Source organism: Mesorhizobium ventifaucium (assembly GCF_935822925.1).
In the GTDB taxonomy this organism is placed as follows: Bacteria; Pseudomonadota; Alphaproteobacteria; order Rhizobiales; family Rhizobiaceae; genus Mesorhizobium; species Mesorhizobium ventifaucium.
Window position 1 is genome coordinate 33,171 of sequence record NZ_CAKXZS010000034.1, and the last position, 19,956, is coordinate 53,126.

Genomic DNA, 19,956 nt, shown 5'->3' on the forward strand with positions numbered 1-19,956 from the left:
GGCTCGACTTTGAGCGCGGCCCCACGGCTGTCAGCAGTCACCGCTGCCATCGAGCCCGGTGAAGATACCAAGGTCCAGCCCGGCGCGGAGCGCTAAGGGCGGAGGGCACCGCTGCGAGAGGCTCGTGCACGTCGCGCCGGCGTCGTGGATGCACGAAGGAGCGTGTTATCGCAATGTCATTATGATAAACTCGTTCCCCGCCGAAGGAGGCGTCGATGGCCCTGAGAGGCCAAATGAACGTTGCAGTTTGGCTCAAGAGCTTGGGCCTGGAGCAATATGTTCCGGTTTTCGACGACAACGCAATCGATGCCGAAATCCTGCCCCGCCTCACCGCCGAAGACCTGAAAGAAATTGGGGTTGGCGCGCTTGGCCACCGCAAGCGAATACTTGAGGCGATTGCCGCGATGGAAGGCCAGCCGGAGGTAGTGTCGGCCAAGCCGGCTTCTGCCTCACCAATTCTGATGTCGGCTTCGGTTGAGCGGTTCGGCGAACTTGGTCGCCCCCGGGAGGCGGAACGGCGGCAACTGACGGTCATGTTTGTGGATCTCGTCGGTTCTACGGCGCTCGCTACGCGGCTTGACCCCGAGGAGATGCGCGACCTCCTGAGGCAGTTCCAGAATACCACGGCGGGCGAAGTCCTTCGCTTCGAGGGGCACGTCGCGAAGCTCATGGGCGACGGTGCGTTGGCCTATTTCGGTTGGCCGCAGGCGCACGAAGACGAAGCCGAACGCGCCGTCCGTGCGGCGCTTGCGGTAGTGAGCGCTGTCAACCGTCTGTCCGTCAAGGGCGGTCAGCAACTCTCAGTTCGGGTCGGGATCGCGACCGGGGTGGTGGTCGTAGGTGACCTCATTGGCATCGGGTCAGCGCAGGAGAACGCGGTCGTGGGAGAGACTCCCAATCTTGCCGCGCGGCTCCAGGCCATCGCCGAGCCGGGAACGGTAGTCATCTCTGAGCTTACCTATCGACTTATTGGAAACCTGTTCGAGGTGACCAGCATTCGGCCGCAGAAGCTAGCAGGGTTCGACACGCCCGTCAGCGCATTCAAAGTGATTGGAGAGGGCCGCGCAGAGAGTCGGTTCGAAGCACTTCATGCAGACGAATCTGCGCCGCTTACCGGGCGCGAACACGATATCACCTTGCTGCTCGACCGGTGGCGGCTCGCGGCGGCCGGTGAAGGACAAGTAGTCGAGCTGTTCGGCGAGGCTGGCATTGGCAAGTCCCGTATTCTGCAAGAGCTGCGGGAGCACTTGAAAGACGAGGCACACACGCGACTGCGGTACTACTGCTCCCCCTATCACGTAGAAACCGCCCTTTATCCTGTCACGGATCAGTTACTCCGGGCCGGGGACATAAGGCGGACCGATCCGCCCGACCGTCAGCTTGACTGTCTCGAGCAACTTCTCGCCGGTTCGACCAAGTACCCAAACGAGGCAATACCGCTGATCGCCGCATTGCTATCCATCCCGACTGAGGGGCGCTATCCCAAGGTCGATCTTGTGGCGCAAAAACAGAAGACGCGCACGTTCGAGTTGCTGATCGAGCAACTAGAGGCTCTTGCCCACAGCCAACCAGTGCTGATGCTGCTTGAGGACGCGCATTTTCTAGATCCGACCTCGGCCGAGCTATTCGACCAAATCGCAGGCCGGATTCAGCAACTACCTGTACTGCTGATTGCAACTTCGCGACCGGAAGGCGCAGTCCGGTGGAGTGGTCTCCCGCACGCGACATTTTTGACGCTCAATCGGCTCAGCCGCGCCCAGGCGGCCTCTATCATAGCGGCGATGACAGGGGGCAAGCAGTTGCCGGCCGCAGTGCTGGACCAGGTTCTGTCCAAGACCGAGGGCGTTCCGCTGTTTGTCGAAGAACTGACCAAGGTCGTCCTTGAATCAGGCCTGCTTCAAATGCGCGATGGAGAGCTGGTTCTGGCTGGCCCGCTACCTCCGCTGGCGGTTCCAGCGACGCTCCACGACTCGCTGATGGCCCGCCTCGACCGTTTGGATTCTATCAGGGACGTGGCGCAGGTCGGAGCAGTGATCGGGCGCGAGTTCACGCACGAGCTACTTGCCGCAGCCACGGGCCTTCCTGAATTGGAACTTGAGCGCGCAACGAACCAGTTAGTCGCGTCGGGCCTTGTTTTCCGCCGTGGCAGCGACAGTCAAGTGAGCTATGCCTTCAAACATGCACTTGTGCAGGATGCGGCGTACAGTAGTCTGCTGCACAGCCGCCGTCAGCAGCTGCATGCTCGGATCGCCTTAATTCTCGAGGAGCGCTTCCCCGAAATCGTAGCCACGGAACCCGAACTGCTTGCTCACCACTTTGGTCAGGCGGGGCTTTTGGAAAAGGCGGTCGAGTACAATGAACTGGCCGGTCGCCGAGCGCTTTCACGCTCGGTCCTGACGGAGGCGCTCGCCCGATTCGACAACGCCCTGAGCGGGCTTTTGGCGCTACCCCCGTCCGAAGAGCGTTCGCGCCGGGAACTTTCAATTCAGCTGGCGCTCGGCAGCACGCATGTTGCGGCGCATGGCTTTGCCGCGCCTCCCACAGCAGACGCCTATGGTCGCGCGCGCGAACTCTGTGAAGAGCTGGGCGAGACGCGTCAGCTCTTTCCGGTGCTTTACGGCCTATCCCTTTACCACATCTATGCTGCCGAATTTACTGAGGCACGTAGCGTCGCGGATCGCCTGCTTGAATTGGCGGAAGCGGACAACGATAGCGGGCTCTCCTTTTTTGCTCATCGGGCAGCCGGCGTCAGTGCGTTTCCTGCCGGCGAGTTCACCCGCGCCCGGATCCATCTGGAGGAGGCGCTTGCCCTTTACGACCCCCGAGCGCACAGATCGCCGGCGTTTGTTTACGCCTTCGATCCACGGGTCGTGTGCCTAGTTTATCTCGCTCGCACATTGCTGCCGCTCGGGTTTCCCGATCAGGCTCTACAGGCAAACGACGAAGCGGTTGCTGAAGCGCATGCTGTGGATCATCGCAACAGCCTCGCGCTGCCGCTATTCTTCGGCGGGGTTATCCGCCAGATCATTGGCGATCACGAGGGCGTCCAGGAACAGTGTTCAGAATTGACCCGCATCGCCAGCGAAGCCGGATTCCGCTTGTGGCTCGCCGGCGCCACAATCTTGAGCGCCTGGGCGATCGCCGAGGCGGGCGATTTCGATCGTGGCCGCCTGGAACTCCAACGAGGTCTTACTGAGTGGCGCGCGACTGGCGCAGAATTCATGGTTCCTTATTTCATCGCCCTTCAGGCGCAAATCGAGGTCAGAGCTGGCGATCACGATGCTGCATTCCTTCTGCTCGAAGCAGCGCAAGCAGGGATTGAGCGCACTAAAGAGCGTTGGTTTGCGGCCGAGATACTGCGTCTGCAGGGGGAGGTACTGCTGCAACTTGGGGAGGACAAAACCGGAGATTCGAGGGATCGCCTCTTGGACGCACTGGCGACGGCCCGGGCTCAGGGAGCGCGTTTCTGGGAACTGCGTGCTGCACTGAGCCTCGTGCGAGCCGACTGTCCCGCGCCTGGCGCGCGCGAGCGGCTCGCACTGATTTATTCCGGGTTTACTGAGGGCCTGACGTTGCCTGACCTGCAAGCAGCACAGACGCTCGCAACAACGAATGAAGGCCTTCGGGCCGCGAATTGATTGGGAAGGCGATAAACAAGGTGGACGCCATGACACAATCAACTGAGAATATCAGCGACGAAATTCAGCGAGCAAATGATGGCTGGAATTCGGCCTTCAACAGCGGCAATGCTGACGCAGTAGCTGCGCTATACACACAAGACGCGGTCGTGTTGCCATCCACTCACGCAGTCGTCAGGGGAACGAGCGCAATCAAAGACTTCTGGAATGGATTGATCTCGGCTGGAGTGAAGGATCATCGGATCGAGATGATCGATGCGCAGGCTGTCGGCGACATTGCCTATGCAACAGGGAAATGGTCGGCCAACGCTTTGGGCGAAGGCGGTAAAACGCAGCGTTATGAGGGAACTATCGTCACGATCTTCAGACGCCAAGGCGATGGATCTTGGAGGGCCTGCCTCCACACTTGGAACTGAGGCTGTGCCGTCGCTCATCAGGCATCCGGACCTTCGCGGTTCAGCGGCCGCAGCGGGTTTTTGGTCCCGTTTCGGTGACGTCCGCTTCCAAGATGCCATTCCGTCTCGGGACGGCCGCTCAGGGTCAAAGGACGAAGCCGCTCGCGCGCCATTGCCGCGCGAGCGGGTTCGTCCCAGGGTCAAAGTGGACCTCGACAACGGAGCGGCACATTGTGTTGACTGCTACCGCGCGATTTCGCGATGGCCGCCGGGCAGGCGCGTGGCGATGAGCTTGTCGATGCGGCGGCCGTCGAGGTCGACGACTTCGAAGCGCCAGCCCTGCGCATCGACGCATTCGCCGGTCGTCGGCAGATGGTGCAGATGCGCCAGCACGTAACCGGCGACGGTCTCGTAGTCGCGGTTCTCGGGCAGATCGATGCCGAGAACGTCCGCCATCTCGTCGGCCTGCATGTAGCCGGCGAGCAGCCATGAGCCGTCCTCGCGCTTGACGGCGTTTTCCTCGTCGCCGGCGTCGAGGTCCGCCCGGAAGACGCCGGTGATGGCTTCCAGTATGTCAGCCGGGGTGACGATGCCTTCGAAATGGCCGTATTCGTCATGGACCAGTGCCATCGGCACGTTGGATTCCTTGAGCGTCGAAAGGACATCCAGCGCGTCGGCCTGGTCATGGACGATGGGAGCGGTGCGCACGTGCCGGCGCGGGTCGAGCGCGCGACCGCCGAGCATCGCCGCCAGCACGTCGCGGGTCTGGACGACGCCGATCATGGCATCGACGCTGCCATCGCCGGCTGGCAGGCGCGAATGCTGGGTCTCCATCAAGAGCTTGCGGATCGCCGCGTCGTCGGACTGCAGGTTGATCCAGTCGACCTCGGTGCGCGGCGTCATCACCGCGCGGACGGCGCGGTCGCCGAGCCGCATGACGCCGGCGATCATGCGCCGCTCGTCGGATTCGATGGTGCCGTGATGCTCGGCCTCGGCGACCAGCATCTTGATCTCCTCGTCGGTGACCTTCTCCTCGCTTTCACCGCGTTGGCCAAGCAGCCACAGCATGGCGCGGCCGGAAATGTCGAGTAGGAAGACCAACGGCGCCGAGACGGTGGCGACGATGGTCATCGCCGGAGCAACCCTGGCGGCGACGCGTTCGGGATCGCGCAGCGCGATCTGCTTGGGCACCAGTTCGCCGATGATCAGCGAGAAGTAGGTGATGAGGGCGACGACGATGCCGACGCCGATCGGGTCGGCAAGGCTTTCGCGGATGCCGGTCGATGCCAGGAACACGGACAGCCGCTCGCCAAGCGTGGCGCCGGAAAAGGCGCCGGACAAAACACCGACCAGGGTGATGCCGATCTGCACCGACGACAGGAATTTGCCTGGATTGGAGCCGAGCGCCAAGGCGCGTCCGGCGCCGGTGACGTTGCGGTCGATCATCGCCTTGAGGCGGGCAGGCCGTGACGAGACGATGGCAAGCTCGGACATTGCCAAAAGGCCGTTCACGCAGATGAGGACGACCACGATAGCGATTTCAGCGTAAAGCATGCGGGGTCAATAGCATTGCGGCGCGGTCTTCGAAAATAGACGGCCGTCATTTTTTATGTCGGCGGGCGCAACCATCTCATGCGGCATCCCATGGCGGCGACGAAAAATGCTCGATCAGGGCGTCAACGACGACGCGGACTTTTGGCGTCAGGCTGCGCGTCACCGGCCAGACGGCGTGCACGACGATGTCTTCGACGAGACAGTCCGACAGGACCGTCTCGAGTTCGCCGCTCTTGAGGCTGTCGGCCGCCAGCCAGGTCGGCAGAAAGACGATGCCGCAGCCGGCAAGGGCTGCATCCAGCATCGGTTCGCCATGACCGAGGACAAGCCGCGGCCTTGGCACGAATTTTCCAACATGGCCGTCGGCATGCCTTACGGTCCAGGGCCGGACAATGCCGTCGCGGCCATAGCCGATGACGCTGTGGTTGGCGAGCTCCTCGATCGATCGTGGCCTGCCGTGTTTTTCGAGATAGCAGGGGGCCGCGCAGATCGCCGAACGCTGGGCGTAGATGCGGCGCGCAGCGAGCGACAGACTGTCATCGAGGTCGCCCATGCGGACCGACAGATCGATGCCTTCCTCGATAAGGTCGACGCGCCGGTCGTTGAAGGAGATTTCGATCGTCAGGTCCGGAAACTGTTTGGAAATATCGAAGAGCACGGGTGCGACGCATCTGCGGCCGAAGGCCAGTGGCACGTCAACGCGAAGGCGGCCGGAAGGCACCAGCCGATGGGCTGCAAGCAAAGACTGGGCGGCTTCGATTTCGGACAGCGCCCGGACGCAGGCTTCGTAGTAGCCCAAGCCTTCGCTGGTCGGGCTCAGGCTGCGGGTTGTGCGATTGAGCAGGCGGACACCCAATCGCTGCTCCAGTTGCGCGACCGCCTTGCCGACCGCCGACTTGGTCACATGCAGCCGCTGGCCGGCGCCGGTGAAGCTGCCGGCCTCGACCGTCTGTACGAATGCGAGGACGCCTTGCAGGCTGGCCGATTCCATGAGCTTCCCTCTAATTGTAGAATCCAAGTCCTCAATTTGTTTCCTAATATGCCGCATGGAAGCGCTTTTATCTATAGTCAAATCGCCTAGATGTCTCGCGTGGCCACCAACAACGGAGCGCGGACCGAGATGAGACCTGAGATCAACAAAATCCTGGCAGATGACCGGTTTCGGCCTGTCAAGGCTGGAGCCGGCTGAAGGAAAAATTCCCCACGCGACCTTCTGGTGCGGATCAAAGCCGTTGCGCTGAACTACAAGGACAGGATGATCGTCGACGGCGTGCTGATCCCGGACCTTGCATTTCCTTTCGTGCCGACATCCGACGCCGTCGGCGAAGTGGTGGCCATCGGAGGCGAGGTCAGCCGCTTCCGCGTCGGGCAGCGCGTCCTTGGCCAAGTGATCGCCGATTGGCCGGACGGCGACGCACCGCCTGTCCTGCACAGGCATACGCTGGGGTCGTCGCTGCCCGGCACGCTGTCCGATTATGTGCTTTTCCGCGAAGATGCCACCGTGGCGGCGCCGCCTTCTCTCAGCGACGCCGAGGCCTCGACGCTGCCGATCGCGGCGTTGACGGCGTGGTTTGCCCTGGTCGAGGCGACAAAACCGGTCCCGGGCGAGACCGTGCTCATCCAGGGCACTGGCGGCGTGTCGCTGTTTGCGCTGCAGTTCGCCGCCGCCTTCGGGCTGCGCGCCATCGTCACGTCAAGCAGCGACGAGAAGCTTGAGCGGGCAAGAAAACTCGGCGCTGGCAGGTGATCAACTATCGCACGCAGCCGGCATGGGACGAGGTTGCGCGCGCCCTGACCGATGGCGCAGGCGTCAAGCATGTGCTGGAGATGGTCGGCGGCGATAATGCGCGGCGCTCGCTCAATGCATTGGGCGCCGACGGCCGGCTGTCGGTCATCGGCCTTCTGGGCGGCATGGAGCTCAGCTTTCCGATCATCCCGTTCCTGCAAAACCGGATTGTCGTGCAGGGCATATCGATCGGTCACCGCCGCGCCTTCGAGCGGATGAACGAGGCGATCGAGACGCTTGCGATCAAGCCGGTTATCGACAAGGTTTATGGTTTCGACGAGGTGCCGCAGGCTTTCGAACTTCTGGAGAGTGGACCGTTCGGCAAGATCGTGATCGCCGGGTCCCGATAGCAGGCGGAAGGCTCGAGGCGGAAGGCCGGCCCTTCGTCTTGCGCCTACGGCAGCTGCCGCAGCACGCCCACCACCGCCTTGCCGTCGGTGAAATAGGGATCGCCGCCGCCATTGCGCCCGGTCTTTGTCGCGCCGATGCCTGATATCTCGCTGGTCGAGATCAGCATGCCTGCGGCAGACAGGGCGCGGATCAGGAAGTCGCGCTCGGCGTCGATGTCGGGACCGATATGGTGGGTGACCTGGCCGGTGTCGTGGCTGAGGCCGACGCCGCGATCGAAGCTTGCCGCACCCAGCCAGAGCGGCCGGCCATCGTCTCCGGTCGCATCGGTCTGCCAGAAGCGGACGTGATGACGCCGGTCGGCACTGTCGCCGACCGCCTTCTCGAAGGCCAGATCCTGCGCACGGCCTTCGAACAGCAGCCGGCTGACCGGCGCGTCGGGATAGGGCCGATCGAACAGCACGCTTTCGCCGATCTCGACTGCGGTCTTCAGTGTGAGGGCGTCGGCCGTGTCCCATCCGGCGACGGCGAAGGCATGGACCAGCTCTTTTTTGGTGCCGACGAGGCCGACATTGATCGGATCGCCCGCGATGCCTTGCGGCGTGTGAGTCACCATCTCGAAGCGCTGCGTACGGAAATTGCGCAGGGTCCAGAATTCCGGCGCGGCGAGATAGGCAAGCACGAGATAGCCGGCACAGAACGCCACCAGCCAGATCGTTGCGCGTCGTCGAAGGCTTCGTCGGCTCATGCGAAAGCTAAACGTCCAGTCTACTTGGCCAGAGCTTACCACGGCTTCGTCATTCTCGGGCGGAGCAGGAGCGAATCCTGTGATGTCGGAGCGTTGCTGCAGTGCAGAACCTTTGATGCCGGCGGGACAGAGGGGGCGCGAAGGATCGCTACGGAGCGTTTCTATCAGCGGCAGGCGCGGTAGCCGTTCCTGCGGTTCTTGATGTCGAAATGAAAATGGTTGCGGTGGTCATAGTTGTAGCCGGGGCCGAGCACGGTGGTGAAATACTGGCAGCCGTCGGCGCGCACGGTGTTGAGGAAGCCGCGGGTGCGGAAGGCGAACAGGCCGGGCTTGCGCACGTCGATCTCCTTGCCATTGCCGAGCTCGATGCTCATGACGTCGAGCGCGTTGCCCTTGCCGTGCTCCGACAGCGTGCCTTCGCCGGCGATCCTGCGGCAGGAATAGCTCGAGCCCTGGCGAATGGTCCTTACGCCGGAGAAATAACGCCAGCGGGCGGACGGGACCAGTTCATTCCTGGCCCAGCCGGCGAAAGTGGCGGCCATGTCGCAGGTCAGCGTCGCGGCCGGCTTCATCCCGATGCTGCCGATGGCCGAGATCTTGACCGGATAGTCGATGCCGCACTGGCCTTCGCGGATCGGCGCAAGGTCGGTGTAGACGACGCCCAGGCGCTTCAAATCCTGGCGGCACTCGACCTCGCTGGCCGGCATCTGTTCGGTCGGCGCCATCGGCTCGTCCATGCGCGGATAGGCGGCGGTCATGTAAGGGTTGGACGGGACGAGGCGCTGCATTCCAGCGTACTTTGGGACAGCTGATGTCTGGCTGCCGACATCGACGGCCGGTTCCAGCGAAAGCACGCTGCCGGTGGTGCAGGCCGAGATCGCTGCGATGCCAAGCCCGCCGGCAATCATGCGCGCGCGTCTCACTTGCCGCACGGCGACAGACGCGGCGCGAAATATCCCGGCCATTGGCAGGTTCCCAGTCCCCGAGCCGATCAGGCTCTATGTCATCGTTTGATCATGAGCTTTCTCCGAAAACCGGATCCCACTTTTCGGGGTCATGATCAGATGAAACGGAGCTTACCCGCCAACAGTAAAGGAAAAATCAGCGGCTGCGTTTACGGCTGCGGCCAAATTGCGGCGCGCGTCGGTTCCGGAACCATATCACTGACAGAAGGTGCCGCCGTTGCGGCGCGGTGCAAGATCGAGATGGAGATGCAGCGAATGATCGGCATCGCTGCCCGGGCCAAGCACGGTCTTGAACGGTCCGCAGGCTGCCTTGCGTATTGCGTTCAGGAATTTCGCGTCCTTTTCCGGCGGCGCCGGGCCGATGTCGATCCTCCTGCCGTCGGAAAGCGTGAAGCTGGCGATGTCGAGCGCGTTGCCGAAGGCGTGCTCCGACAATTTCCCGCCGCCATTGCGGTGTCGGCAGACGAAGGCCGATGCCTGGCCGACCGATTTGAGTTCGGCGCCGAGCTCGGCCTTGGCCGCCGGCTGGACGATATCGGTAGCGAAGCGCGCGGCGGCCTCGGCCATCTGGCAGTTCAACTCGGTTTCGGGGTTGATATCCAATGACTTGCCCAGCGTCTTCAGCGCGATCGGATAGGGGATAGAACAGCCGACCGCCGCATCGTGCTCGGCTTTGCGTTCCTCGAAATCGACGCCCATCGACTTCAGCCGCCTGCGGCAGGCCAGTTCTTCGTCCGGCATTTTCTCCTGCGGCACAGCGGCCGAGCGCGGGTCGGGAGGGATTTCTTTCTTCGGCGCTTGCGCCGGCTTCTCCGGTGGTTTTGGCGCGGCGGCCGGTGGTTCTGCCTCGGCGGGCTTTTCGGTCGGCGTCGGAGCGACTGCCGGCGGCTCCGGCCGGGCTTCCTGATGCTGGTCCGACTTCTGCTGGTTCAGCGTGTCGGTCGCGGGTTGATCTGGCTCTGGCGCATCCGCAGGGCGCGGCTCAGGGATCGGCACGTCGGCAGGTGCGGCTTCTTGCGCTGATTGCGGCTGATTGAGCTCCGGGACGGGCACGTTATCGGGCAGTTCCGGAGCTTGGGCCAGGGCCGCTCCTGCGGACAGCATCGCCGCCGCCAAAGGTAGCGCCAATCCGATCAATCCGGCCAATCTGATCGATGTAGAAGGGGTCAGCGCCGCCATTCGCCCTTAACGGCGGGCGAATGCGGAAGTTGCCTCAACGCGGGTTTTGGCCGATCACAAACGGTAACCGCGGTGTTACGCCCCGATTGCTTCCAGCCCTTCCTCCAGCCAGTCTGCCAGCAGCGGCATGCCGAGCAGATATTTCGCCGTGCGCTTGTTGGCGCGCTCGCGTGCGGCCGTCAGCGCGTCCGCCCATTCCGAAGCGTCATAGTCGCCGCGGCCAACCCAGGCCAGTGCTACGAGTTCGGCCGCCTCGTCGACATTGAGGTCGTTGATCAGTTCGCGCAGTTCTTCTTCGGTGAGGTCTTCGGAACGTTCCTCGACGAGACCGTCATGATGATGGTTGTCATGCGCCTCGCTATCGAGTTCTACCTCGTGCTCGGCGCCATCGGCATAGTCATCGTTGACGGCGGCGCTCAACGCCTTCGCCTTGAGGATGAACAGGCGCACCGTGTCAGGACCGATCGAAAGCTCCCATTCTTTTTCAAGGCGCTGCTGCACTGGCCGTCTCCGCATACTCCGTTGGCGTTCGTCGGATGATAGCGAATTTGCAGCGCTCGTCACGTTTTGTTCGGCGCTTCTGTTTTCCGACTGGCGCTAATCGTTCAAAAAGCGTTCAGTAGCCATGACTTTTTTCCGGGATGAAACGGCTTTTGCCCGGCGTTAGTCCTGCATTGTCATGCTTCAAGGAGGATTCGATGCGCAGACGATTGCTGATCCAGGTTCTGGCGGTTGCCGCCCTGCCGCTGTTTGCTGTTCCGGTGTTTTCGGCCGGTGAAGGCGGTGGCGGCGGCAGTGGCGGCCAGACGACACAGTGCAAGAAAGGCATGGTCTGGGACAAGAAGCTGAAGAAGTGCGTTGCACCCAAGCAAGGCATGCTGGACGACGACAACATTTATGAAGCCGGCCGCGCGCTGGCGATGGCCGGACGTTATGACGAGGCGATCGCCGTGCTCAGCCTAGCTGCAGACAAGAAAGACCCTCGCATCCTCAACTACCTCGGCTACTCGCACCGCCATTCCGGACGCGTCGCCGTCGGTCTCGGCTATTATGAGGAAGCGCTGCGCATCGATCCTGATTACACGCTGGTACGTGAATATCTCGGCGAGGCGCATCTGCAGATCGGCGATCTCGCCGGCGCCCGGGAACAGCTCCGCGAGATCGAGAAACGCACCGGCAAGGGATCTCGTGAATACGGCATGCTGGCAGAGCAGATAGACCGTTTCATGAAGAGCTGATTCGAAGCCCGGACCACACCGGCTGTGAGCAATCGCAGCCGGTTTTTATTGGTGCGCCCGGCCGGCCGGGCTGCCGTGACGGCATTTCCACAAATAGCGGGCGAATTTTTCAAAACCGATTTTTTGGCGTGAAAAACCCGCGAAGATTGCTATATTGAGGGAAATAGCGGTGACACGGTTCCGTTAGCCCGAGGCTGCCGGACCGTTTTCTTTTTGTACCCATCGACAAGGCCGCTCCCGGAATGCGGGGGCGGCGGCAGGAAAGGTCAGGCATCATGAACAAGGTCCCGATGACAGGCGAGGGGTTCGCGTCATTGAAGGAAGAACTGCGCTGGCGCCAGCAGGAAGAGCGGCCGCGCATCATCGAAGCAATCTCCGAAGCGCGCTCGCACGGCGATCTGTCTGAAAACGCGGAATACCACGCGGCGAAAGAGGCGCAGAGTCTCAATGAGGGCCGCGTCAACGAGCTCGAGGACTTCATCGCCCGTGCCGAAGTGATCGACATCACCAAGCTCAGCGGCGAAAAGGTCAAGTTCGGCGCGACCGTGGTGCTGGTCGACGAGGACACGGAAGAGAAGAAGACCTACCAGATCGTCGGCGACCAGGAAGCGGACGTGAAGTCCGGCCGCATCTCGATCTCCTCGCCGATCGCACGGGCGCTGATCGGCAAGGAAGTCGGCGATGCCATCGAGGTCAACGCGCCAGGCGGCGCGCGGGGCTACGAGATCGTCCAGGTGCAGTTCATCTAGGGCCTTTTGATAATTCTACTCGGGCGGTCGACTAGCGCGGTTTTCTGCGCTTCCGGTGCTCACGTACCCAATGTACGCTCCGCTCCGGTTCTCGAAAACCACGCTATTCGACTCACCGGAGCGAATTCTGAAAAGATCCTATGTCGCGGCCTGCCATTTGAGCGCCAGCTGCCTCTCTGCCTCCGCTACCACCTCTATCGGCGCGACACGGCTGCCGGGCGCGGCCAGCAGCGTTGACGAGAACGGCCCGCGCGGGCCGGTCAGGCCGGGTTCTGTCGCCACAAACACGGCGACGGTCGGAAGGCCGAAGGCACTGGCGAGGTGGGTAAGGCCAGTATCGGCGCCGATGACCAGCACCGACCGGCCGATGATCGCTGCGATCTCGGCAAGCGGTGATTTCGGCACCAGCACGGTCTGTGGAACGGCTTGGGCGATTGCCTCGGCAACCGCCTTTTCCCTGTCGTTCGACCAGGTGGTGACCGGCGTCATTCCTCTTTCCACGAGAAGTCTGGCAGTCTCGATCCAGTTGCCGACCGGCCATTTCTTGTCCTCGCGGCTGGTGCCGTGCAGAAGGAAGGCGGTTTTTCCGCCGACAAAAGTCGAAGCGACGGCGGGCGGCACGATGCCGGACTCGAGCCCGGAAAAATCCGGTTCATAGCCGAGCGCCAGCCCGAACAGCCGCCTTGTGCGTTCGATGGCGTGCAGGTCGCGCGGCACAGCATAGCGGCGGTCGTAGAACAAGGTCGCCGAAAGCTCGCGAGCGCTCGACCAGTCGAAGCCGGCGATCGGCGCCGCGGCCTGTTTCGCCACCACGGCCGACTTCAGCAATCCTTGCGCGTCGATGACGAGATCGTAGCGGCAATCCCGCAAGGCGCGGCGCAACCCCGCTGCCTCGCGCCATGTGCCGCGGCCAAGCGGGCTTGTGCGCCAGCGCCGGATTGCCACGGAGTGGACGGTTGCGATCGCCGGATGCAGCGCCACGATGCCGGCAAAAGCCTCTTCCACACACCAGTCGAACGACACGTCCGGCCGGTTGCGGCGCGCATCCTCGACGGCCGGAAAGCTGTGGATGACGTCACCCATCGAGGATGTCTTGACGATGAGCACCCTCATGCGGCGGCCGGCATTTCCAGCAGCCGTTCCGCCGCTGCCGCGACCTGTGCCACCTCGAGTGTGTTCAGGCAGTTGAGATGGCCGAGCGGGCAGATTTTCCGGTGGCAGGGCGAACAGGACAGGCCGAGCCAGACCAGTTCGCGCTGCTCGGCGAGCGGCGGCGTATTGTGCGGCGAGGTCGAGCCGTAGACGGCTACGATCGGCGTGCCGACAGCGGCGGCAACATGCATCAGCCCACTGTCGTTCGACACCGCAAGCCTGGCCGCGGCGATCAGGTCGATGGCGTCCTCGAGCCGCGTCTGGCCGGCGAGATCGACAACATCAGGTGCAAGCGTGGCGATTTCCGCCGTTACGTCGGCGTCGTTCTTCGATCCGAACAGCGCGACCGCAAAACCTTTCGCCATCATGTCGCGGGCAAGACCGGCATAGCGTTCGCTCGGCCAGCGTTTGGCGGGCCCGAACTCGGCACCGGGCATCAGCGCGACGAACTTTTCCGCCTCCAGCCCGAAACGGCCCAGTAATGCCGTCTGGTTCTTTGTGTCGACAGCGAGCTCGGGAGCACGGAACGTGCCGCCTTGCGCGAGCCCGAAATAGGCCTGCGCCGTGCGCCGTTTGGCATTGTCGGGCAAGGCAACGATTTCGGTCAGCAGCCCGTAGCGCATTTCCTTGAGATAGCCGACACGGCGCGGAATGCGGGCAAAGAACGGGACCAGCGCCGACTTCCAGCTTCCAGGGATGACATAGGCAATGTCGTAGTGGCCGCGCAGAAGGCGGCCAAAGCGCCTTCGCATGCGGAATTCCAGCGCGCCGGATTTCAGCGGCAGATCGATCTGCTGGCGTATTTCGCGCATCCGCTTGACCAGTGGCGCCGCCCATGCCGGCGCCAGCACGTCGATCGCGGCGTCCGGGTGAAGCTCTCTCAGCGCCGTGAACAGGCACTGCGCCATCACCATGTCGCCTACCCAGCGTGGGCCGATCACGAGGATCGTTGGGCTTTCAGCCATTCGACATAGTCTCTGACGCCGGTTTCCACTGTGCGAAACTGACCATTGTAACCGGCGGCGCGCAACCGGGACATATCAGCTTGCGTAAAACTCTGGTAGCTGCCCTTGAGATGATCTGGGAAGTCGATGAACTCGATCTCGCCTTTGCCGAGCGCGCCGATCACCGTTTCGGCAATGGCGCGGAACGGCTGGGCTCGGCCGGTGCCGCAGTTGAAGATGCCGCTTGAGCCCCGTTTCCACAACCACAGATTGATATCGGCAACGTCGCCGACATGGATGAAGTCGCGGCTCTGCTCGCCAGGCCCAAAACCGTCATAGGCGCCGAACAGCTTTGGGTTGTGGCCTTGCACGACCTGGTTGAACAGATGGTAGGCGACCGAGGCCATGGCGCCCTTGTGCGCCTCGCGCGGTCCATAGACGTTGAAGTAGCGCAGGCCGGCCACCGGCGAATGATCGGTATCGAAGACGGTGCGGCGGACATAGTCGTCGAACAGCTTCTTTGAATAGGCATAGACATTGAGCGGGCGCTCGCAGTCCGGCTCCTCGCGAAACTCGGCGCCGCCGCCATAGACGGAAGCCGAGGAGGCATAGAGGAAAGGCAGCCGCAGCGCGAGGCAGGCATGCAGCAGCCGCTTCGAATAGGCGTAGTTCACCTCCATCATGAATTTGCCGTTCCATTCGGTGGTGGTCGAGCAGGCACCCTGGTGGAAGACGGCCTCGATGCGGCCGAGGTCCCCGGCCTCAATCCGCGGCAGGAAATCGTCCTTGTCGAGATAATCGGCGATCTGGAGGTCGGCGAGATTGGCGATCTTGTGGCCGTCGGTCAGGTCGTCGACGACGAGAATGTCGCTAATCCCTTCGGCATTGAGCCCGGCGACTATGTTTGAGCCGATCATGCCGGCGCCGCCCGTGACGATGATCATGAAAGCCTCTGGTATCTTGTGCCGATTCCGGCCCTTATAGGGGAGGCTTGCAGGACTGTCGATAAAGCAGGTCGCAATCCGGCGGTTGGCTGCATGCCTCAGTGCCGCCGCACAGCTTTCGCTTCAGTTCCGCGATTCACCGGCGAAGCACGACAGGAGCAAGGCAATGCCGTCCACCGAACTGCTTATCGCCTTTTTCGCCACCACGGCGATCTTTGCCTACATCCCCGGTCCGGCGATGCTTTACGCTGCTGCGCAAACCATGGCGCGCGGCCGCTGGTCCGGCCTGACGGCGGCATTGGGTATCCATCTTGGCGGCTATGTGCACGTCGCCGCCGCCGCTGCCGGGTTGTCCGTGCTTTTCCACGCCGTGCCGACGCTCTACGTGGCGGTCAAGCTGGCCGGCGCGCTCTATCTGATCTGGCTGGGTGTGTCGCTGTTTCGCGCCAGGGCTCAAGACGATGCTGTTATCTCAGGTGTCGAGCCGAAATCCGCCCGCCGCGCCTTTTTCGAGAGTATCACCGTCGAGGTGCTCAATCCCAAGACTGCAATATTCTTCATGGCGTTCCTGCCGCAATTCATCGACGCATCGGCGACGTTTCCCGTCTGGCTGCAATTCCTCGTCCTCGGGACGATCGTCAATCTGATGTTCTCCTCGGCGGATGTCATGTGCGTGGTGCTGGCGGGTGCGCTGATCACCAGGCTGCGACCCTCGAGCCACGCGCAACGCCTGATGCGGCGTGCGGGCGGCGCGGTGCTGGTCGGATTGGGTGTTCATGTGGCTTTGCAGAAAAGCTGATCCGCCAACCGGCGTTGGCTGTGGTCCGTTCGGTGCCTGCCGTTGCGCTGAGCCGAATTGCGGTATATCGGCTTCGCCATGAACGATCAGCCCTGCCAGTCCAGCGTTTTCACAGCATCGGGACCGGCTCTCATTGCACGTCGAAGATGACATGAGCGAGCAGTACCTGCCTTCTCCCGAACCGCTTCACCGCGCCATCTCGCGGTTCGGCAACGTCACCGTGCTGGTGGTCGGCGACTTCATCCTCGACCGTTTCGTCAACGGCGTCATAGAGCGGATTTCGCCTGAAGCGCCCATTCCGGTGCTGCGCGGGCGTGGCGAAACGTCGGCGATGGGCGGCGCCGGCAATGTCGTCGCCAACATCGTCTCGCTCGGCGCTGCCGCGATTCCGGTTTCGGTGATCGGCGCCGATCAGGCCGGCGACAATCTCATGCGCATGCTCGCCGAGCTTGGCGTCGACACTGGCGGTCTCGCGCAGGACGCCAACCGGATGACGTCGTCGAAAAGCCGCTTCAGCGCGCTCAACCAGCAGGTGCTGCGCTTCGACGAAGAGGAAATCAAGCCGCTGGGCGACGCGGAGCGGGCGACGCTGATCCGGCTTTTCCGCGCCGGGCTGGCGCAAGCCGACATCGTCATTCTGTCCGACTACGGCAAGGGAATGTTGCTCGACGGCGTTGCCGGCGAGCTGATCTCGATCTGCCGCGAGGCGGACAAGCCGGTGCTGGTCGATCCCAAGGGCCGCGACTATGCTTGCTATTCCGGGGCGACGGCGATCACGCCCAATCGCAAGGAACTTGGCGAGGCGGTCGGACGCGCGGTGTTTGCCGATGACGAGATCGTGGCCGCGGCGCGTGAGCTGATCTCGGCACATGGCTTCGATTTCGTCGTCGCGACGCGCAGCGAAAAAGGCATGAGCGTCGTCGACGCGGACGATGCCCGGCATATTTCCACGCAGGCGCGGGAGGTGTTCGACGTTTCCGGGGCCGGCGACACTGTCATCGTTACGTTTGCGTTGGCTCTGGCTGCGGGCGCCGACCGCGTCATTGCCGCGGCCATCGCCAACGCGGCGGGTGGCGTGGTGGTGGGCAAGCGCGGCACCGCGCGGCTGACGGTCGAAGAGCTTACCGGCGCGCTGTTTCGCTCGCACGGACCGATTGCCCACAAGGATGCAATCCTCGATGCCGCTGCCGCCGCACGGCTGGTGGCGACGTGGAAGGACGAAGGCCTGAGCGTCGGTTTCACCAATGGCTGCTTCGATATCCTTCACGCCGGCCATGTCAGCCTTTTGCATGCGGCGCGCAGCCAGTGCGACCGGCTGGTTCTCGGCCTCAACAGCGATGCCTCTGTGCGCCGGCTGAAAGGGCCTGGACGCCCGGTCAACGACGAGCATGATCGCGCCTGCGTGCTGGCGGCGCTTGCCTCGGTCGATGCCGTCGTCGTCTTCGAGGAAGACACGCCGCTCGCGCTGATCGAGGCGCTGAACCCCGACATACTGGTGAAGGGCGCCGACTATACGATCGATCAGGTGGTCGGCGCCGAAATCGTGCAAAAGGCGGGCGGCCGCGTCGTGCTGGTCGATCTCGTCGCCGGCAAGAGCACCACCGGCACCATCGGCAAGTTGCGCGCCGGCAGCACAAACTGAGGTTTTCATGTCGGAACTGAACGAATATCTGGTCCGCTCGGCGGCCGCGATCACCGCGATGGTCGAGCGCGACCTCACCAGCGAGATGGAGCGGGCGGTTACCGCCGTCGTCGCCGCGCTTTCGCAGGGCAAGGCGCTGCTGATCTGCGGCAATGGCGGCTCGGCCAGCGACGCCATTCACATCGCCGGCGAACTGGTCGGCCGCTTCCTGAAGGAGCGCAAGGCCTACAACGTCATCGCGCTGCCAGCCAATGCGGCGGTACTGACCGCCTGGGGCAATGACTACGGCTTCGACACGGTGTTTTCACGCCAGGTCGAGGCGCATGGCGCCGCGGGTGCTGTGCTGCTCGCCATCTCGACCAGCGGCAACTCGACCAGCATCCTCGCCGCCGCCGAACAGGCGCGCATGATGGATATGACGGTAATCAGCCTGACCGGTGACAGCGGCGGCAAGCTCAAGCCGCTCTCCGACATCCTGCTCAACGTGCCTTCGACCTCGACGCCGATCATCCAGCAGGGGCATCTGTGCCTCTATCATCATCTGTGCGAAATGGTCGAAGCGCGCCTCTGTGATGGCTGACCTCGGCCCGGTCGTGAGGTCTGATCATTACCCGCTTGAAGCGCCGGGCCTGTGGGTCGAGCGGATTGGCAGCTCGGTTTTTGCAGCTGGCACGCCGGCGCTGTTTCTCGACCGCGACGGCACCATCAATGTCGATAGCGGCTATCCCAGCGATCCTGCTGACATCGTGCTGCGGCCGCAGATGCTGCCGGTGATCCGAACGGCCAACATCGTAGGCGTTCCTGCGATCGTGGTCTCCAACCAGTCAGGCATAGCCCGCGGCTATTTCGGCTGGCCGGAGTTCGCCGCAGTCAATGCTCGGCTGCTGACACTTCTCAAAGCACAGAATTGCCGGATAGATCTGGTGCTCGCCTGCGCCTACCATTCGAGCGGGACGGGTGAACTGGCAGCAGGTGATCATCCGATGCGCAAGCCCAATCCGGGCATGCTTCTGCGCGCGTGCGATCTGCTGGGCGTGGATATCAGCCGATCAATCATCGTCGGCGACAAGGCCGATGACATGGAAGCCGGGCGGCGAGCCGGGCTATGCGAGGGTTGGCTGGTGAACGGCAGATCCAATCGGACTTCCGGCGAAGGTATGTTCAGGACGCGCAGCCTGACGACCGATAACGACCACAGCAAACTCTGCGAGGCCATCGCCGGACTCGGCCGGGATTAAGGTCTCACTTCGCTGAAAGCCACCAGGCCCTCGTCCTTGACGCGACGGATGGTCAGTGCCGTCCGCACCGTGTCGACATTCGGCGCCGAGGCCAGTTCCTCGATGACGAAGGTCTGAAAGGCGCCGAGGTCGCTTGCCACGCAATGCAGCAAAAAGTCGGATTCGCCCGACACCATCCAGGCGTCGCGAACGATCGGCCAGCCGCGGGTGCGTTCGGCGAAAGTTTTCAGCTCCGCGTCGGCCTGGTGATGCAGGCCGATGAGGCAAAAGGCGACGACATCCAGGCCGAGCGCCGGCGCATTGAGCAAGGCGCGATAGCCGCGGATGATGCCGGTTTCTTCCAGCCGCCTGATGCGACGCAGGCATGGCGGCGCCGAAATGCCAACGCGGCCGGACAGCTCGACATTGGTCATTCGCCCGTCGTGCTGAAGCTCGCGCAGGATCTTCCAGTCGATGGCATCGAGATCGGCTTTGAGCGGCATGGATACCTTCGGCGCTTCACGCAAGAATCTTTCGTGATTTTGTAATTAAACCACTTCGCTGTCCATTCCATCGCCGGTGATTTTCGGGCAATCGCGCGCCAGGATGTTCATGGATCGTCTATTTGTGCGGAAGCTTTCCGGGGACGAAGGCCAGG

Annotated in this window: 20 protein-coding genes; 10 read left to right on the forward strand and 10 right to left on the reverse strand. The window is 62.9% G+C overall.

Annotation, left to right across the window (positions count from 1 at the left end):
- The first annotated feature begins 215 nt into the window (after positions 1-215).
- Positions 216-3,638 carry an adenylate/guanylate cyclase domain-containing protein gene (locus NMG70_RS25635; protein WP_254027106.1) on the forward strand — a complete coding sequence of 1,141 codons (3,423 nt, stop codon included), beginning with the start codon at positions 216-218 and terminating at the stop codon, positions 3,636-3,638.
- Between the two features lie 29 nt (positions 3,639-3,667).
- Complete coding sequence (locus NMG70_RS25640) at positions 3,668-4,054, forward strand: YybH family protein (protein WP_167378781.1); 387 nt, start codon at positions 3,668-3,670, stop codon at positions 4,052-4,054.
- 222 nt (positions 4,055-4,276) lie between these two features.
- Here NMG70_RS25640 and NMG70_RS25645 read toward each other — a convergent pair whose 3' ends face one another.
- Positions 4,277-5,587: a hemolysin family protein gene (locus NMG70_RS25645; protein ID WP_254027107.1), complete on the reverse strand. Its 1,311-nt coding sequence runs from the start codon at positions 5,585-5,587 to the stop codon at positions 4,277-4,279.
- A 76-nt stretch (positions 5,588-5,663) separates the two neighbouring features.
- The gene (locus NMG70_RS25650) at positions 5,664-6,578 is read right to left on the reverse strand and encodes a LysR family transcriptional regulator (RefSeq protein WP_254027108.1); all 915 of its coding nucleotides are present in this window, start codon (positions 6,576-6,578) and stop codon (positions 5,664-5,666) included.
- A 225-nt stretch (positions 6,579-6,803) separates the two neighbouring features.
- Here NMG70_RS25650 and NMG70_RS25655 point away from each other — a divergent pair, with 225 nt between their 5' ends.
- Positions 6,804-7,334, forward strand: coding sequence for a zinc-dependent alcohol dehydrogenase family protein (locus NMG70_RS25655; RefSeq protein WP_254027109.1), 531 nt, complete (start codon positions 6,804-6,806; stop codon positions 7,332-7,334).
- Positions 7,331-7,723: a zinc-binding dehydrogenase gene (locus tag NMG70_RS25660; RefSeq protein ID WP_254027110.1), complete on the forward strand. Its 393-nt coding sequence runs from the start codon at positions 7,331-7,333 to the stop codon at positions 7,721-7,723. Before NMG70_RS25655 ends, NMG70_RS25660 begins: the two co-directional genes overlap by 4 nt.
- Positions 7,724-7,767: 44 nt before the next feature.
- Here NMG70_RS25660 and NMG70_RS25665 read toward each other — a convergent pair whose 3' ends face one another.
- The 4 genes from NMG70_RS25665 to NMG70_RS25680 form a co-directional block, all read right to left on the reverse strand.
- Positions 7,768-8,469: an LssY C-terminal domain-containing protein gene (locus NMG70_RS25665; RefSeq protein ID WP_254027111.1), complete on the reverse strand. Its 702-nt coding sequence runs from the start codon at positions 8,467-8,469 to the stop codon at positions 7,768-7,770.
- A gap of 164 nt (positions 8,470-8,633) precedes the next feature.
- The gene (locus tag NMG70_RS25670) at positions 8,634-9,434 is read right to left on the reverse strand and encodes an extensin-like domain-containing protein (protein ID WP_254027112.1); all 801 of its coding nucleotides are present in this window, start codon (positions 9,432-9,434) and stop codon (positions 8,634-8,636) included.
- A gap of 195 nt (positions 9,435-9,629) precedes the next feature.
- Complete coding sequence (locus tag NMG70_RS25675; protein WP_254027113.1) at positions 9,630-10,613, reverse strand: extensin family protein; 984 nt, start codon at positions 10,611-10,613, stop codon at positions 9,630-9,632.
- Between the two features lie 75 nt (positions 10,614-10,688).
- Positions 10,689-11,114, reverse strand: coding sequence for a DUF3775 domain-containing protein (locus NMG70_RS25680; RefSeq protein ID WP_254027114.1), 426 nt, complete (start codon positions 11,112-11,114; stop codon positions 10,689-10,691).
- Between the two features lie 197 nt (positions 11,115-11,311).
- Here NMG70_RS25680 and NMG70_RS25685 point away from each other — a divergent pair, with 197 nt between their 5' ends.
- Together NMG70_RS25685 and greA are read left to right on the forward strand one after the other, a co-directional pair.
- Complete coding sequence (locus NMG70_RS25685) at positions 11,312-11,851, forward strand: tetratricopeptide repeat protein (RefSeq protein WP_254021224.1); 540 nt, start codon at positions 11,312-11,314, stop codon at positions 11,849-11,851.
- A 275-nt stretch (positions 11,852-12,126) separates the two neighbouring features.
- Positions 12,127-12,600: a transcription elongation factor GreA gene (gene greA, locus NMG70_RS25690; RefSeq protein ID WP_023799806.1), complete on the forward strand. Its 474-nt coding sequence runs from the start codon at positions 12,127-12,129 to the stop codon at positions 12,598-12,600.
- Positions 12,601-12,738: 138 nt separating this feature from the next.
- On the opposite strand, the gene waaC is transcribed toward greA, so the two are convergent.
- From waaC to rfaD, 3 genes are read right to left on the reverse strand one after another with little or no spacing between them, the layout of a single operon-like run.
- A complete protein-coding gene (waaC, locus tag NMG70_RS25695) occupies positions 12,739-13,713 on the reverse strand; it encodes a lipopolysaccharide heptosyltransferase I (protein WP_254027115.1) in 975 nt (324 codons plus the stop codon).
- Entirely contained in the window at positions 13,710-14,717 is a 1,008-nt protein-coding gene (gene waaF / locus NMG70_RS25700; protein WP_254027116.1) for a lipopolysaccharide heptosyltransferase II, read from the reverse strand. The genes waaC and waaF overlap by 4 nt, the downstream gene beginning before the upstream one ends.
- On the reverse strand, positions 14,690-15,640 hold the full coding sequence (gene rfaD / locus NMG70_RS25705) for an ADP-glyceromanno-heptose 6-epimerase (protein WP_254027117.1): 951 nt from the start codon (positions 15,638-15,640) through the stop codon (positions 14,690-14,692). The genes waaF and rfaD overlap by 28 nt, the downstream gene beginning before the upstream one ends.
- A 166-nt stretch (positions 15,641-15,806) precedes the next feature.
- Between rfaD and NMG70_RS25710 the strand changes: the two genes are divergently transcribed.
- The 4 genes from NMG70_RS25710 to NMG70_RS25725 all read left to right on the forward strand — a co-directional run bounded on the left by NMG70_RS25710 (position 15,807) and on the right by NMG70_RS25725 (position 19,319).
- Positions 15,807-16,439: a LysE family translocator gene (locus NMG70_RS25710; RefSeq protein ID WP_254027118.1), complete on the forward strand. Its 633-nt coding sequence runs from the start codon at positions 15,807-15,809 to the stop codon at positions 16,437-16,439.
- Positions 16,440-16,590: 151 nt separating this feature from the next.
- Entirely contained in the window at positions 16,591-18,081 is a 1,491-nt protein-coding gene (rfaE1, locus tag NMG70_RS25715) for a D-glycero-beta-D-manno-heptose-7-phosphate kinase (RefSeq protein WP_254027119.1), read from the forward strand.
- A 7-nt stretch (positions 18,082-18,088) separates the two neighbouring features.
- On the forward strand, positions 18,089-18,661 hold the full coding sequence (locus NMG70_RS25720; RefSeq protein WP_254027120.1) for a D-sedoheptulose-7-phosphate isomerase: 573 nt from the start codon (positions 18,089-18,091) through the stop codon (positions 18,659-18,661).
- A complete protein-coding gene (locus NMG70_RS25725; protein ID WP_301555186.1) occupies positions 18,654-19,319 on the forward strand; it encodes a D-glycero-alpha-D-manno-heptose-1,7-bisphosphate 7-phosphatase in 666 nt (221 codons plus the stop codon). The genes NMG70_RS25720 and NMG70_RS25725 overlap by 8 nt, the downstream gene beginning before the upstream one ends.
- Here NMG70_RS25725 and NMG70_RS25730 read toward each other — a convergent pair.
- Positions 19,316-19,801, reverse strand: a complete 486-nt coding sequence (locus NMG70_RS25730; protein ID WP_254027121.1) for an Lrp/AsnC family transcriptional regulator — start codon at positions 19,799-19,801, stop codon at positions 19,316-19,318. The two genes, NMG70_RS25725 and NMG70_RS25730, sit on opposite strands and share 4 nt — an antisense overlap.
- Positions 19,802-19,956 lie beyond the last annotated feature (155 nt).